The 15294-nt window shown below is 68.0% G+C and carries 13 protein-coding genes and 3 tRNA genes; 8 read left to right on the forward strand and 8 right to left on the reverse strand.

Translation table 11 applies throughout. The features are described 5' to 3' along the window. Positions 1-376: 376 nt before the first annotated feature. Positions 377-955, reverse strand: coding sequence for a PaaI family thioesterase (locus EIZ44_RS35885; RefSeq protein WP_167754377.1), 579 nt, complete (start codon positions 953-955; stop codon positions 377-379). A 204-nt stretch (positions 956-1159) separates the two neighbouring features. Between EIZ44_RS35885 and EIZ44_RS35890 the strand changes: the two genes are divergently transcribed. Next, positions 1160-2518, forward strand: a complete 1359-nt coding sequence (locus EIZ44_RS35890) for an MFS transporter (protein WP_134663774.1) — start codon at positions 1160-1162, stop codon at positions 2516-2518. A gap of 343 nt (positions 2519-2861) precedes the next feature. On the opposite strand, the gene EIZ44_RS35895 is transcribed toward EIZ44_RS35890, so the two are convergent. From EIZ44_RS35895 to EIZ44_RS35910, 4 genes are all read right to left on the reverse strand, one after another. Beyond that, a complete protein-coding gene (locus EIZ44_RS35895) occupies positions 2862-3362 on the reverse strand; it encodes a hypothetical protein (protein WP_134733562.1) in 501 nt (166 codons plus the stop codon). 5 nt (positions 3363-3367) lie between these two features. Further along, positions 3368-3913, reverse strand: coding sequence for a SigE family RNA polymerase sigma factor (locus EIZ44_RS35900; protein WP_037807444.1), 546 nt, complete (start codon positions 3911-3913; stop codon positions 3368-3370). Positions 3914-3920: 7 nt separating this feature from the next. Then, positions 3921-4214: a hypothetical protein gene (locus tag EIZ44_RS35905; RefSeq protein ID WP_037807446.1), complete on the reverse strand. Its 294-nt coding sequence runs from the start codon at positions 4212-4214 to the stop codon at positions 3921-3923. 171 nt (positions 4215-4385) lie between these two features. Continuing rightward, on the reverse strand, positions 4386-5594 hold the full coding sequence (locus EIZ44_RS35910; RefSeq protein WP_134663772.1) for a L,D-transpeptidase: 1209 nt from the start codon (positions 5592-5594) through the stop codon (positions 4386-4388). 457 nt (positions 5595-6051) lie between these two features. On the opposite strand from EIZ44_RS35910, the gene EIZ44_RS35915 reads away from it, so the two are divergent. Further along, positions 6052-6255, forward strand: a complete 204-nt coding sequence (locus tag EIZ44_RS35915; RefSeq protein WP_003097368.1) for a cold-shock protein — start codon at positions 6052-6054, stop codon at positions 6253-6255. Positions 6256-6842: 587 nt separating this feature from the next. Here the strand turns inward: EIZ44_RS35915 and EIZ44_RS35920 are convergent. After that, positions 6843-7262, reverse strand: a complete 420-nt coding sequence (locus EIZ44_RS35920; protein WP_037807455.1) for a hypothetical protein — start codon at positions 7260-7262, stop codon at positions 6843-6845. Between the two features lie 451 nt (positions 7263-7713). On the opposite strand from EIZ44_RS35920, the gene EIZ44_RS35925 reads away from it, so the two are divergent. From EIZ44_RS35925 to EIZ44_RS35945, 5 genes are all read left to right on the forward strand, one after another. Then, positions 7714-7965: a hypothetical protein gene (locus EIZ44_RS35925; RefSeq protein ID WP_037807458.1), complete on the forward strand. Its 252-nt coding sequence runs from the start codon at positions 7714-7716 to the stop codon at positions 7963-7965. 292 nt (positions 7966-8257) lie between these two features. Continuing rightward, positions 8258-8330: transfer RNA gene (locus EIZ44_RS35930), tRNA-Glu, on the forward strand. 14 nt (positions 8331-8344) lie between these two features. Further along, a tRNA-Asp gene (locus tag EIZ44_RS35935) sits at positions 8345-8418 on the forward strand. A 31-nt stretch (positions 8419-8449) separates the two neighbouring features. Beyond that, positions 8450-8523 (forward strand) — tRNA-Phe (locus EIZ44_RS35940). A gap of 205 nt (positions 8524-8728) precedes the next feature. Continuing rightward, on the forward strand, positions 8729-10462 hold the full coding sequence (locus EIZ44_RS35945) for a glycoside hydrolase family 9 protein (protein ID WP_240691509.1): 1734 nt from the start codon (positions 8729-8731) through the stop codon (positions 10460-10462). A gap of 301 nt (positions 10463-10763) precedes the next feature. Here the strand turns inward: EIZ44_RS35945 and EIZ44_RS35950 are convergent, their stop codons facing one another. Further along, positions 10764-11597: a hypothetical protein gene (locus EIZ44_RS35950; RefSeq protein ID WP_037807464.1), complete on the reverse strand. Its 834-nt coding sequence runs from the start codon at positions 11595-11597 to the stop codon at positions 10764-10766. 157 nt (positions 11598-11754) lie between these two features. Here EIZ44_RS35950 and EIZ44_RS35955 point away from each other — a divergent pair, with 157 nt between their 5' ends. Further along, complete coding sequence (locus tag EIZ44_RS35955; RefSeq protein ID WP_037807467.1) at positions 11755-12555, forward strand: arylamine N-acetyltransferase family protein; 801 nt, start codon at positions 11755-11757, stop codon at positions 12553-12555. Here the strand turns inward: EIZ44_RS35955 and EIZ44_RS35960 are convergent. After that, positions 12549-15254 (reverse strand): sensor domain-containing protein, encoded by a 2706-nt coding sequence (locus EIZ44_RS35960; RefSeq protein WP_134733566.1) that lies wholly within the window; start codon positions 15252-15254, stop codon positions 12549-12551. The genes EIZ44_RS35955 and EIZ44_RS35960 overlap by 7 nt on opposite strands. Positions 15255-15294 lie beyond the last annotated feature (40 nt).

Consider the following 15294-nt stretch of genomic DNA (forward strand, 5'->3'; position numbering starts at 1 on the left):
TCAACGACCCTGTCCGTCAAAACGGGTCAATCCCAGGGTGCCTAGCTCGTTGGGTGCACCGGTGCGGGTTTTGGGGTGGGTGCCTTGATCGTTGGGTGCATCGGCTGCGGTTTGGGTGGGGGTTAGCGCCCCAATGTGGCATTGGGTGCGTGGGATGCACCCAATGTGGCGTTCGGTGCGTTGGACGCACCCAATGCCGCATTGGGGCGGCATCCCGGGCGGACGGCGGGGCGGTCCGTGAAGGGCTCCTTGAGGGAATCCAAGTCCGTGAAGGAGCCCCTCACGGGCGGCGGCTGGTCGTGAGGGGAACCCTGAGGGAATCAGAGTCAATGAGGGTGGCCCTCACGAACCGCGGGAGGGGCGCAAAGCAGCTGGATCAGGGGTTGATGTCCCACTCGCGTTTGTTGCGTCGGTGCTGCTCGGCTAGCTTTTCCAACGCCTGCGGGTCGCCGTGGGTGCTGAAGTGCTCGAAGCCCACTGCGATGAAGACTGCTCGGGCGTTCACCGCGATGGGGCCGTCCGTGGCGTCCAGGTGGCCGTCTGCGCTGACGTAGATCTTGCGGCCTGCGACTCCGTCCAGGCGGGCCTTGATGTACAGCGTCGAACCGACCGGTACTGGGCGGCGGAAGTCCGTCTCCAGTTTTCCCGTTACCGCGGGGCGGTGCAGCAGGTTGCCGACAGCCGAGCCGAGTGCCTCGTCGAAGGCGCAGGCCAGCAGGCCGCCGTGGGCGAGTCCGGGGGCGCCTTGATGGGCCGACGTCACGGTGAACTTCGAGTGCACCGTGTAGCCCTCGCCGATGGCTGAGCGCAGGTGCAGGCCGTCGTCTACCTCGTCGCCGCAGCCGAAGCATTCGGCGAAGTGGGCGCCTAGTTCGGTGCCGGGGGCGGGGGCCTTCGGGTGGATCTCCGGCGGCTCCACCGGCACCGGCGGCCACGGGCCGGAAACAGGACTCATGGGACGACGTTAACCCGGCGGAAGGACCCGTCGGCACCCGCCCTGACCGGCGCGGGCGCATTTCCTGAGCGCAGGGTAGTCGGAAAATTCCGCACGGTAGAAATTTCGCGACTCACCCTGCCAGCTTGGTTCAACAGGTCAAGACTGGGGAAATGTGCTCCAACGGATGGACCGGGACGTGTGCAGGAGGAGGTCACCGCCGGGATGAGTGAGCCAAAGACGGGGAAACCCGAGGTCGATCAGAGAACAGTCAAACGCGCGGTGATCGCGTCCGCGATGGGTAACGCGACCGAGTGGTACGACTACGGCGTATTCACCTCGGGCGCGATCGCGACGAGTATCGGGACACTGTTCTTCCCCGGCGAGGGCAACGCGGTGCTGAAATCGCTTGCCCTGCTGGCCGTCGGCTTCATCGTACGACCGTTCGGCGGAGCGTTCTTCGGCCCATTGGGGGACAAGCTCGGCAGGCAGAAGGTTCTCGCGCTCACCATTCTGCTGATGTCCGGCTGCACCTTCCTGGTCGGCGTGCTGCCGACGTACTCAGGCGGCTACAGCATGGGCATCGCGGCGCCGATCGCGATCTTGCTGCTGCGGCTCATTCAGGGCTTCTCGACCGGCGGCGAGTACGGCGGCGCGGCGACGTTCATCGCGGAATACGCGCCGACGAAACGGCGCGGGTTCTTCGGTTCGTTCCTGGAGATGGGCACGCTCGCCGGTTACGTGCTCGGCAACTCGGTCGTGCTGATCACTTACCTGTCGCTGTCGACCGAGCAGTTCGACTCGTGGGGCTGGCGGATTCCGTTCTTCATCGCGCTTCCGATCGGTGCGATCGGTCTGTACCTGCGGTCGAAGCTCGAGGACACGCCTGAGTTCCGCAGGCTCGAGGCGGCGGGCGAGAAGTCGGAGAAGGCTCCGCTCAAGGAGACCATCCAGCGCAACTGGCGGATGATCCTGAACCTGATCGGGATCGTGCTGCTGCTGAACATCGCCGACTACATGCTGCTCACGACGATGCCGACGTATTTCACCGACACCTTGAAGATCGGCGACACCGAGTCCAGCCTGATCATCATCGGGGTGGAAATCGTGCAGTTCGCGCTGCTGATCCCGCTGGGCGCGCTGTCCGACCGGATCGGCCGGAAACCCTTGCTGCTCACCGCGGCCATCGGGTTCATCGTGCTGAGCTGGCCCAGCATCAAGCTGATGCAGAGCGGCAGCCTGCTGTGGCTGATCGTCGGCTTCCTGGTCGTGGCGATCCTGCTGGCGCTGATGCTGGCGGTCATCGGCTCGACGTTCCCGGCGATGTTCCCGACGCGCGTGCGGTACGGCTCGTTCGCGATCGGCTACAACATCTCGACGTCGCTGTTCGGCGGCACCTGCGGCGTGATCGTCACGGCGTTGATCGGCAGCACCGGCAACGCGGACTGGCCGGCGTACTACTTGATCATCGCCGCGCTCATCGCGCTGGTCCCGATCATCAAGATCCCGGAGACGGCACGCGTGCCGATCGAGGAGATCGACACGGCGGACCACGGCGGCAAGCTCGCCGGCGCCAGCAAGTAAGCGAAACGAAAACCGCCCTCCGTCCATTGCGGACAGAGGGCGGTTTTCGCGTCCAAGTCAGCTGTTCTGCGTCGCCTCGACCGCCTGCGGAGCGAAGCGCTTGCGGGCCCAAGCTGCCAGGCCACCGGCGACCACGACGGCAACAACGGTTTCGATCATCAGTGCAACGAGCACCATGGTGCTTCCTCCTCAGGTTCTCGGGCCGGCCAATCCTGTGCCGGCTGAGCGACTGGTTCGACGGCCGCTCCGGCCGCCACTGAGAACATCGCCCCGAAAGCCCGGGATATTTCGTCGAAAACCCACTTGATCTGGTGACGTCGGCCACTCTTGCCGCGAAAGCGTTTCAGCCGGAGGTCGAGCTGGGTAACGAGGGGCTTCCCGCAGGTGAACGCATGGACGCGGGTGCCCGGTCGGTGGTGGTCGGATACGCCCGCGGCGGTGCGGGCGCCCGCGACGTGCCCGCTCGTGGACCGGACGGCTCCACCGGCGGTTGCCGGTCCGGCGAGCCAGGGCTCACCTCCGGACCGGGCGTCGGTACCTGGGCCGGACCCGACGGGACCTTCTTCGGCGCGACCGGACTGGACGGGGCGGGCGAGACGGTGGCGAGTCCCGGTCCGGCAGGCATCACCGGCGGCTGCTCGGTCCCGCGGCTGCCCACCGCGAGACCGGCCACCACGAGCACCGCGACCGTCGCGGCGGAGCTGCCCGCGACCGCCCAGCGCTTGCGCTTGCGGCGGACGGCAGCACCGCGCACGATCACGCCCGCGGCGTCGACCTGCAGGGGCGGGCCGTCCGGCGTCCGTGCGAACAGCGCGCGCACATCGTCGGCATCATCGGAGACCATCTCGTTCACCTCCCTCCAGGGACGGGCAGTGCCTCGAAATGCGGGCCCAGCCGGGTCCGCAGGGTAGCCAGACCGCGCGCGGCCTGGCTTTTCACTGTGCCGGTCCGGCAGCCGAGCGCCGCGGCGGTCTCCTCGACGGACAGGTCCTCGAAGTACCGCAGCACCAGCACTGCGCGCTGGCGCGGGGCCAACGCGGCGAGTGCCTGCTGGATCAGCTGGTCGTGCTCAGTCTCGGCGGCAGGAGCCGGGACGTCGGGTGGTGCGTCGGTGAGCCGCTCCCGTTTCCAGCGGCTGCGGCGGTTTTCCGCGAGGAAAGTGCGCAGCACGATTTTGCGCGCGTAGGCGTCGAGCGCGTCGTGCCGGGCCAGCCGCGGCCAGGCGAGGTACAGCTTGAGCAGCGCCGCCTGTGCGAGATCTTCGGCCCGGTGCCAGTCCCCGCAGAGGAGGTAGGCGGTGGACCGCAGGCTGTGCGCGCGCTCGCCGAAGTACCGGGCGAACTCGCCGTCCCACGGCGAGCTCTGCCCGGACGCCGGACGGGAGCGGGAGGGCACCGGGCGATCAGCCCCAGACCGAGGGCAGGTGCAGGTCGCCGGTCGGGCCCGCGGGCACCGCGGTCGGGACGCGCTTGGACTTCGCGGGCTGACCCGGCGCGGCGACCTTCGGCGCGGCGGTGGTCTGGCGGTCCGCGGGAGCCGGGGCCGGCGCCGCGGTGGGCCGCTCGGCCGGGGCGGTCTGCGCCGGGGCCGGCTGCACCGACGGCGGGCCGTCCGCGGCGAAAGCGACCGCGCCGCCGGTCAGCGCGCCTCCGGCGAGCAGCAGCGAACCGATGGCGAGAGCGAAGCGAACACGCACGAGTTTCCTCCTGGTTCAGGCGAGCGCCGGGTGGCGCTTCTCTGCTCTAGTCATGCGGTCGGCGGTCGCCGGGGTTGCATCGGGTTTTCTTTTTTTCCGGCCGGGACAGGCGAACGGCCGGGAGCGTTCGAGAGCTCCCGGCCGTCCGGTTGACGCTGGTTCGGTTCGCGGTCAGGCGGCCAGCGCCGACAGCTTGGTCCACGACGCCCAGTCGTAGGTCCAGTCGCTGTAGTCGCCGTCCTTCGCGCCCAGCTGCTGGGTGCTGCCGGAGATCTCCACCGGGTCGCCGGGAAGGACGCTGTCGTAGTAGATCTTCGCGTTCGCCGGCGACAGGTTCAGGCAGCCGTGCGAGATGTTCTTCTTGCCCTGCGCCCAGATCGACCCGGCGAGTCCGTGGATGAACTCGCCGTTGTTGGAGATCCGGACCGCCCACGGCACGTTCACGTCGGTGTAGTTGTAGCGCGGGTTGCTCATCGAGTACGTCGAGTGCTTCGACATGACCACGTGCGTGCCGCTGTGCGTGACGCGGCCAGGGTCGGAGTCGAGGCCGTAGCTCACCGGGAAGTCCATGACCTGCTGGCCGTCGCGGATGACCTGCATGGTGTGTTCCTGGGTGTTGCCCTTGACGATCTGCGAGCGGCCGATGGTGAAGCTCGCCGAGACGTCCTGCTTGCCGTAGACGCCGTCGCCCATCGAAACGCCGTAGATGTTGGCCGAGACGACGACCTTCGTGTTCGGCTTGAAGTACTCCTTCGGTCGCCAGTGCACCGAAGTGTCGCCGTTGAGCCACGCCCACGCGCCCTCGGTCTTCGGCGTGGTCTCCACCGACAGCGCGCGCTCGACGGCGGCCTTGTCCTTGACCGCGCTCGGGAACGTGAGCGCGATCGGCATCGCGATGCCGTAGGTCTGCCCGTCGCCGACGTTCAGGCTGCCCTGCATCTGGCGGCGCGGTTTGACCGTGGTGAACGAACCGTTGATCGGGACCTGCTTGCCGTCCTCGCCGGTGGCCTGCCCGGACCAGGTGTAGGTCTTGCCGTAGCCGAGGTCTTCGGTGCTGCTCCAGCTCTTCTTGTCCGGGGACTGCTGTCCCTGCACCTGTTTGCCGTCGGCGTTCGTGAGCGTGACGCTCCCGATGGTGCCGTTCGCGACGGTCACCTTCGCCGGTTCGCCCGGCGCGACGTTGCCCGCCCCGGACGCCGGCGTGAGCGCCACGGCCGCCGGTTTCACCGGAGTGGCCGGCGCTTCGGTAGGCCCGCCGCCCGCGGTCCCGCCCGCGTTCACGCTCGACCCGCCGCCGCTGCACGCCCCGAGCGTGAGCGCGGCGACCAAGCCCAGCACCGCGACGCCGGCCCGGCGGCGTGCGAAGTGTCGGATTGTCACACCGATCCCCAATCTCCCCTTGGTACCCCGAACACCCAGACGTCCCGAGACACCTTCACGTTCACCGGAAACGGGGTGACCAGCATCACATTGCACCGAGTGACCATCACGGAAGCGGCTCGAACGACCGCGCACTGTGCATCCCCGAAGTGCGCTGGGTGTACTGGATCAGCGTAGCCGCGCGTCCGACTTCGGTGCGTAGGCAGCGATACGACGTTCCGGTGACGCGCGCACGTCGGAACCGATCCTTGCGATCAACGGGGTTCAGATTTGGTGAGATCCCGGTAGGCTGCTGACCAGGCCGTCGTTTTGCGTGTTCGTGGCTTCACACTCGCGGAACTTCTGACGCGAGCCGTGGGGCCGAAAAGCTCTTCGCTCGTCTCGTTGGAACCGCCCGGGACGGCCTGGGTGCCGCTTCGGTGGCATTCGAAGCGGATCTGTTACGAGGAGTACAGCGGTGGCGCAAGGCACTGTGAAGTGGTTCAACGCGGAGAAGGGCTTCGGCTTCATCGCGCAGGACGGCGGCGAAGGCGACGTTTTCGTGCACTACTCGGAGATCGAGGGACGCGGCTTCCGCACCCTCGAGGAGAACCAGCGAGTGGAGTTCGAGGTCGGCCAGGGGCAGAAGGGCCCGCAGGCCCAGAAGGTCCGTGCGATCTGAGTCAGGCCCGCGCGTTTTCTCAGGCCTGAAAGAAGGGCCCCGACGGGATTTCCCGTCGGGGCCTTTTTTCATTGCGGCTTCCGTTGTGGGGAATGTTTGGAGCGACGGTTACCGCGGTTGATCCTGGCGGGTGTTGGGGCGGCGGTTGCCGGGTGCTCGGGTTCGGGGGTCGCCGGTCGAGGGCGGGTTTCGGCGAGGCTCCCGGCACGTACGGGCGACGCCGGATCGGATGGTTGCCCCACTGCGAGTGGGCGTGCGTGATCCGACCCGATCGGGTGGCGCTGGCCCCCTGTGGCGGGTTGCTGGCGGCCGGGTCGGTCGCTGGAGTTGGCGGGTTGGCTTCTCACGAGCCCCGCTGTGCCGCTCTTGGCAGGCGATCGTGCAGCCGCTCGACAGGAGTGGGTTCGGCTGTCGCCCTTGTCGCGAGCTATCCGCCGCGCCGTCCGTTTCGCGGCCAAGACCGCGTCGTCGGCGGCGGAATCCGAGAGCGTCCCGCTCACCGGGACTCCGGCCCTCCGGCGACCCCTGGAAAGGGAAAACCCCCGGCCGTCGGGGGAAGCCGGGGGTTTTCGTTCAGGGGGCGGGGATCAGCGCCCGACGAGGGGCTGCTCGAACGTCTCCGCCGGGAAGTGGAATTCGTCGGTCATCGCGTCGGAGTGGCGGCGCTCCTGGGCGGAGGCGGCCTGGCCCTCCCACGAGAGGCGCTCCAGGATCCATTCCTGCGCCAGGGCCTGCGGGGTCAGGTTCCTGGCGACGGCGATGTCCTTGAGCTGCTGGCTGGCGATGAGGTTCATCCGCAGCTGGTAGACCTGCGCGTCGCCGAAGCGGCTGCCGGTCCCGGTGCTCTCCGGGTCGGAGTCCGGGGCGAGCGCGGCGAGGTAGCTGGTGAGCTCCTTGTCCTCGACGACTTCGTCGCCGGCGGCTTTGGCGGCATTGCGATGCCGCCCGCTCGAGACGGCTTTGAGATTCGTGCGGCTGCTGAGGCGGCCGAGGGAGGGAAGAGGCACGCGGTCACGATAACGGTTGGGTCTCGGCAAAGAAACCACTGTGAGCCACGACACACGCATTTCCGTGCCCGGCAAGCCTAATTCGATCACCTGTTCAGCCCAGTCGGTAAACACATTTCGCGACTGTCTGTTGATCAGGGGTACGGAGAGTAGATCCGCAGGTCAGCGCCGGTGTGCGGAAATGGAGAGACCCCCGCGCCAGGGGGAGGAACGCGGGGGTCGGAGGGGATCTCCACAGGCGCTGACCGGGGGTGTGTCAGCAACACCGATTGTTGCACGAGTTCCGGGGATCGGCGAGGGGAAGCCGGGAGAAATCGTTCTGCGCGATCTTGGAATGCGTTACCAGGGAAGCTTCGGAGAGTGTTCGCAGGTTCACTCTCCGGGGGGCTGCCGGTGCTGCTCGCCGCTGGTTAGCCTCGCGGCCAGTTGTTGCGAACCGCATGGAGGGGCCATGAGCGGATCGGTCGAAGTTCGTCAGTTCCTCCTTCGGTACGAAGGTGCCGACGGGGGAAGCACGTCACTGTCCGGCGGCGTGCCGGCGCAGCGCGGGTCGTCGGAAGGGCAACGGGTCTCCGACGACCAGGTCCGCCGAGCCCGCCTGGCCGTCGCGGCCGGTGCGCTCGACGTCGAGGACTGCGCGCAGTTGCTGGAGATGCTCGGGCTGAGTCCGGGTGACGACGGTCAGGCGCCTGTACAGCGCTGAGCGGCTGGACGGCCGGAGCTGTGTGGGTTTCGGCGGCCTGGACTCTCGGCGTGCGCTCGTCTCCGGCGTAGAGTGGCGTGGCGCACACCGATCGTCCGACCCGGCTTCGCAGCGGCCGATCGGCGGGAAGCGGCGCGGGTGGGGCGTTGGCGCTGGCGTTACCGCAGGTCGGAGGCTCGCCGATCGCTTAATGAACCCCCCGTGCAAAGCCCTTGGAACGTGCCCTATGCTTGTAATCGCTCCCAGGGGAACACCTGAGAGCGCGGTCGGTCGGTCCACCGAAACCGATCGGGCTCCCATCGTTCAGTGGCCTAGGACTCCGCCCTTTCAAGGCGGCAACGCGGGTTCGAATCCCGTTGGGAGTACGCAGTACCAGTAAGGCCCTGTGGCGCAGTTGGTTAGCGCGTCGCCCTGTCACGGCGAAGGTCGCGGGTTCGAGTCCCGTCAGGGTCGCAAGATCGTTCGGCTCCTAGCCGGCGTTCCCGGCCAGGTAGCTCAGTTGGTACGAGCGTCCGCCTGAAAAGCGGAAGGTCGCCGGTTCGACCCCGGCCCTGGCCACAGCGAATTTCAGCCCCCATCCCAGCGGATGGGGGCTTTTTCGTCGTCTCGGTCTTCCCTTCGGAAGCAGTCTTGCCAAACCTTCGGAGCGCTCCCTAGCCTCGAGGACATCTCAAAAGGTCTGGACCACTGGAGGTCGAGGATGCCGGGAGATGTGGGACGTCGAGGTTTTCTAGCCGGATCGGCGGCGGTGGGGGTCGGGGTGATGACGCCGTTCGGAGCGGAGGCCGTCGAGGCACGGTCCGGGGTGGCGGTTTACGCGAACAACGTCGGTTACGCGCCGGGCGCGCCCAAGCGGGCGGTGCTCGCCGCTGAGTCGCCCCGGGCGATCCCGAGGTTCACCGTCGCGGACCTCGCCACCGGGAAGGTCATCTTCACCGGCAGCCCGCGACCGGCGGCTCAGGTCCCGGGATGGGATGACCGGCATTACTGGACCGCGGACTTCTCCGCTCTCAAGACCGAAGGCGAGTACGTCCTGCTCGCCGCGGACGGGCGGTCGCAGCCGTTTCGCATCGACCAGCTGGTGCTCGAGCGCTACACGCTCTCCCACGTCGTGCATTACTTCAAGGGCACCCGCAGTTCGGACCGGTTCGACCGCCAAGACCGGCAAGCGCCGATCGGCCCCAAGGGCACGCAGGTCATGGACGCGCACGGCGCCTGGTACGACGCGACCGGCGACTTCGGCAAGCATTTCACGCAGCTGTCGGACCGCAGTTACTTCAATACTCTCCAGATCCCGCTCACCGCATGGGTGCTGGCCAAGGCATACCAGCGGCTCACCGAGCGCGGCGACACCAACTTCACCCAACTGCGGACCTGGCTGGCCGACGAAGCGCTGTTCGGCGCCGACTACCTGCACCGGGTCAAACTCGACGGCGGCACCTTCGTCACCTCGGTCATCCAGCCGGGACCGCCGAAGGATCCGAAGCTGCGGTACGTACTGGCGAACAGCGACGGCAACCCCGTCCAGGTGAACTACCGCGAAGGCGGCGGGGTCGCGATCGCAGCGCTGGCCGCGGCGACCACGCTGGACACGTCGGGCGACTACTCGCACGCGGAGTATCTGGCGACGGCGGAAGCTGCGTTCGAATACCTGGAGCAGCACAACGTCGAGATGACCAATGACGGCAAGGAAAACATCCAGGACGACTACGGTGCGTTGCTGGCGGCGGTCGAGTTGTACCAGGTGACCAAGAATCCAGTCTCCCGCGAAGCAGCGGATCGCCGGGCGCACAACCTGTTGCAGCGCTTGGCTTCCTGGAAGTCCTACCGAGACTACTGGCGCGCGGACGACGGCGACCGGCCTTATTTCCATCCCTCGGACGCTGGCCTTCCGGTGATCAGCCTGCTCGCGTACACCGAGATCGCTGACGCGGCAACGGTTTCTGACGTGCTGAAGGTGGTGCGGCGCTCGCTGGAGTTCGAGCTTGCGGTGACCGCCGAGGTGCCTAACCCGTTTGGGTATGCGCGGAATCTTGTGCAAGATGGGGAGGGTAAGAGGTATAGCTCATTTTTCTTCCCGCACAACGTCACTCCGCGAGTGAAGGACCAGTGGTGGCAGGGGGAGAACGCGCGGATCGCTTCGCTGGCGACCGCCGCTCGCCTTGCTGCGCCCCGGTTTCCCGGCGAGTTCGCGGCACGCCTGCGGTCGTACGCGGCTGATCAGCTGAACTGGATCTGCGGCAGCAACCCGTACGGCGTGTGCATGCTTGACGGCAGCGGCCACGCCAACCCGCAGTACAGCTGGCTCGGGTCGTGGCAGTTCTTGCCCACGGCGGGCGGAATCGTCAACGGCATCACCGGCTTGAACGAGGACGGCAGCGGGATCGCCTGGGACCGCGGCTACGTGGTCACCGGAAAGGACGACGACTGGCGGTGGGATGAACAGTGGCTGCCCCACTCGACGTGGTACCTGTACGCGGTCGCGGTGGGAGATTGATCCAGGCAACGGCGCGGAACCGGATCGTCTCTGACGCGAGCTTGCCTACTGCCCGGCTTGTCGCTGGGCTGTGGCGTCTCGCATGCGGTGCGTGCCGCGAGCCTGGAGTGCTGGCATGGGCTTGCTGGGCCTCGGCTTGTCGTAGCCGGTCTGCCGGGCTGTGGCGCGGAGTCTCGTCGTGCCCAGCTCGGGTTTTGTCCGGCCACAGCCTGTTGTAGACACTCGCTAAGCCACAGAACGTGATGCGTGCCCGGCACGAACTGAATCGTGCCGGGCACGCCACCAACCGCAAAATCGAGCCCTAGATCAACGGCCCCCGGAACTTAGTCGTCCCCGGGACAAGCTGCACAGTCCCAAGCCCACCGTGCGCGCTCGCATACTCCAGCTCGCGCGACAGATCGCCAACACCGTTCGTCCCCGGCTGGGGCAGCAGGTTCAGCGTGCTCAGCACCCCGAGTGCGTTGCCGTCGCGGTCGAGGAAGCCGCTGCCGGAGTCGCCGGGGATGCCGGGGGTCACGGTGAATACCGTGTGGCTCCAGCCGCCGCCTGTGTCGCCCAGGCTGGTGCCCTGTTTGGGGGACAGCTGGGTGATTCCGCCGCGTAGTTCCGAATTTCCGTAGCTGAGCACGGTGGCGAGTTGCTTCGTGCCGGTGGTGTTCACGCCGGTCGGTCCGCCCCAGAACGGCAGGCTTGGGTTCACCTTCGACACGTCCGCGGGGTCGACCTTCACGAGCGCGAGGTCGTTGTACTGGCACGTGTTCGCGTCCGCCTCGTGGCGGGACTGCATGGTCAGCCACGAGTTGTAGACGAGCGTTCCCGGCTTGCTCGCCCCGGCGATCTCGACGGGGGTGCCGAGCGGGAGCGAACCGGCGGAGCAGCCGTTCGTTTCGGTCGAGCCGCCGGTGCCGGAGCAGTGCGCGGCCTGTCCGAGGAAGACATCCGTTCCGTTGCTGTACACGAAGTTCGAGGTGCATTGCGCCCCGTTGGTGTGCGTCTGCACCCCGGGGTGCACGGCGGCGGTGTCCGCCGGGGCCCAGGTCGGGGCCGCTGCCCACGCGGTCGCGGGCAGCAATGCGGCGGCGGTCGCCAGTGCCGTCACCGCACTGGCCCGGGCCAGTGGTCGAGGGGTCTTCATCGGGCTCCCTTCGAGAAAGGCCAGCACTCACTCGGACGTGTGCTACTGACTGGTAGGCATCGGGGGTACATCACACCAGAGAGTGGTGCCAGTCACAACCGTTGTGACCCTGGGTGACTATTGACCTAGAGCTAGCTGGAGGTTGCACACTGATCGCATGACTGGGGAATGGAACATCGAGGCAGCAGACGTCGACGCCTACCTCGCGCGCATCGGACAGCGGCGGGAGGAACCGTCCGTAGCCGCGCTGGGGCGGTTGGCGCGGGCGCACGTCGAGGCGATCCCGTTCGAGAACGTCGACGTGGTGATCGGCCGCCATCGCGGGATCGAGCTGGACGTCGTCAGCGAGAAGCTCGTCGGACGTCGCCGGGGCGGGTACTGCTATGAGCAGGCCGGGTTGTTCGCGGCCGTCGCCGAGCAGTTGGGTTACCAGGTGCAGCGCACGGTCGCGCGGGTGCAGCCGCGGAAGAGCGGGCCGTACACGCACATGACGCTCGTGATTACCGTTGAGGGGCAACAGTTTCTCGTGGACGTCGGGTTCGGCGCCGGAATCCTGGTGCCGATGCCGTTGATCGACGGGGCCGAAGTGGACCAAGCCGGGTGGGCGCATCGGATGACTCTCCGCGACGGCTGGTGGGTGCTCCAGAAGCAGGACGGCGACGGGTGGGAAGACCTGCACGAAGTGCTTCCCCTCGTGCACAGCCGACCGCTCGACTACCAGGTGTTCCACCACTACACGTCCACGCACCCGAAGTCCCCGTTCACCGGGCGGGTCGTGGTGATGCGGCTCGAACCGGGACGGTTCCGCAGGCTCCTCGGCCGCGAGTACCAGGAAAGCCACCCCGACGGCACGGTCGAAACGCGCACGATCGAACCGGTCGATCTCGGCAAGACCCTGGAGGACCTCGACGTCTTCCTCACCGAGGACGAGCTGGCGGCGCTGCTCGAGACTTACTGAAACAACTCCGCGGCAGCCAACGGCCGGCCCAGGTGGTAACCCTGGGCCTGGTCACAGCCGAGCTCCCGCAGCAGCGCCAGCTCTTCCGCCGTCTCGACGCCTTCCGCCACCACCGTCAGATCCACCGCGTGCGCCATCGCGATGATGCTCGTGACGATCGCGGCCGCGTCGCGGGAATCGGCGATTCCGGTGATGAACGAGCGGTCGATCTTGAGCGTGTCCAGTGTCAGCCGACGGAGCTGGGCCAGCGACGAATAGCCAGTGCCGAAGTCGTCGATCGCCAGCAGAACGCCCAGAGAACGCAAGGCGGACAACACTTCCGCGGCCGCCGACGTATCGCGCATGAGGGCGCTTTCGGTGACTTCCAGCGTCAACGATCCGGGCGGCAAGCCGGTGGTGGCAAGGGCATCGCGGACCGCGGGCACCAGGTGCGGGTCGTCCAGCTGCCGGACCGAGAGGTTGACCTTCAGACTCAAGTCGAGGCCCCGGCCGGTGCGCAGCGCGGCCAGTTCGCGCGTGGTGTCGCGCAGGACGTACTTGCCCAGCACGTTGATCAGTTCGCTTTCCTCGGCCAGCGGGATGAATTCCGCGGGCGAGATCGCGCCGTGTTTCGGGTGGGTCCAGCGCAGCAGGGCCTCGACGCCGACCATTTCGCCGGTGCGCAGGTCGACCACCGGCTGGTAAGCGGGCCATAGCTGTCCACTGTGGACAGCGTCGCGGAGGTCCTGCTCCATTCGCAACCGCCGCTGCATGCGTCTCCGCAGGGCGACGTCGAAGAATTCGAACCGGCCGCGGCCGCGGGATTTCGCTTGGTACATCGCGACATCCGCGTCGCGCAGCAGATCCTCCGCGCTGCGGCGGTCGTCCGGTTCCACGAGCACGATGCCCATGCTCGCGTCCAGGTGCAACTGCCTGCCGTGCACCGAAACCGGTTCCGCCAGCACCGAACGCAGGTGTGCGGCGAACACGCCGACCTGCGCGGGACCGGTCGTCGCGGACGTGACGACCACGAACTCGTCGCCGCCCAGCCTGCCGACGACGTCGTCGGGACCGGTGGCCCGGCGCAGCCGTTCGCCCGCGATGCGCAGAACCTGGTCGCCGACCGGGTGGCCGAGGGAATCGTTGATCAGCTTGAACTTGTCCAGGTCGAGGAACAGCACGGCGGCCGCCTCGCTGCCGTCGCGGCGGTCGAGCCGGTCCAGCACCAGGGTGCGGTTGGCGAGCCGGGTGAGCGGGTCGTGGGTCGCCTCGTGGGCCAGCCGGGCGCTGATCGCGCGCCGTTCGGTGATGTCGGTGAAGGACGTGACCACCGAGACGCCCCTCGGGTCGTCCGAATCGAGCAACCGCGAGGTCAGCGACACCCACACGTCGCGGCCGTCGGGGCGGCGCAGGCGCACGACCAGGCCGTTGTGCGTGATCCCGGTGCGGCGCGTGTGCATGGACGGCAGCTCGTCGTCGGGGATCCGGTTGCCGTCCTCGTCGAACAGCACGAGTGTCGTGCACGGCACGCCGAGCAGGTCCGCTTCGGGGACGCCGAGGATGCGGCAGGCGGCCGGGTTCGCCGACTGGATCAGCCCGGTCGGGCCGATCACCAGTACGCCCTCGTCGAGCGCGGCGACGACCGTCGCGTAGTGCTGTTCGACGCGGCGACGTGCGGTTTCGTCCGTGCAGACCAGGAGGAAGCCGTCGACGGTCTCGGTCGCGGACACCCGGACCTGCCGAGGCGAGCCGTCCCGGCAGCGGTGGGTTTGCTCGACGTCGCCGTCGCGGAGCGAGGCCGGGGACGGGTCGATGCCGAGCACCTCGTGCACCCGCCTGCCGAGCGCTTCCGAGGCGGGCCAGCCGTAGACCGTCTCGGCGGCCGGATTCCAGCCGGTGACGATGCCCTCGGCGGTGATCGTGACGACGGCGTCGCTGACGTGCGTGACCAGCGCTTCCTGCGCGCGGACGGCGGCCGCGGCGGCGTGTTTGACGGTGCTGTCGCGGATCACCACCTGGAACGACGGCGGGTTCGAGTCGCTGGTGCGCACCGAAACGGTTTCCGCCACGAATTTGCTCCCGTCCAACCGTTTCAGCACCGCTTCGCGGGGTTCCGCGCTGGGATCCTCCAGCAGGTCCGTGGATTCGGCAGCCACGAAGTCCGCGAACTCGCGGCTGACGACCTCGTGCGCCGCCCGTGCCGCGAACAGGTCGAGCGCCGCCTGGTTGGCGTAGGTGACGACGCCGCCGGAGTACACGCAGATCGCGTCCGGGCTCTGCTCCATCAGCAGCTGGTACCGGTCGGACAGCTCCGCGAGGTCGGACTTCTCCGGCACCGTCTCCGCGACCGCCGAGGCGACGCCGAGCAGGCCGGTCGTGTGGTCCTGTTCGCCGACGGTCCGCGCACGCAGCCGGATGCGGCGCGCGGTGCCGTCGGGGCCGTCCTGCGGCTGCTCGAGTTCGAAATCGCGGCCGGGCGGGGTGCGGCGGAGGTTCGCGGTGAGCGGGCGGAGCAGCTCGGTGAGCCGGTCGCACAGCTCCTTGCCGGTCGCGCCGGGGAGGCCGAGCACCGCGTCGAGGCCGGGCAGCCAGGTGAGGGTCGCCGGTTCGGAGGCGCGCAGGGAGAACAGGACCCCCGCGCCGGCGTCCGGCCGCAGGCCCGCTAGCTGGGCGCGCCGGGTGATCCCACCCGGTTCACCGGCCAGGGCGTCAGCCTCCATGGTGCTTCCGATCCCCCTTGTCGGCGTATGGCCCGTCGAT

Origin of the sequence: Amycolatopsis nivea (assembly GCF_004522235.1) — a bacterium.
GTDB classification, from domain to species: domain Bacteria; phylum Actinomycetota; class Actinomycetes; order Mycobacteriales; family Pseudonocardiaceae; genus Amycolatopsis; species Amycolatopsis nivea.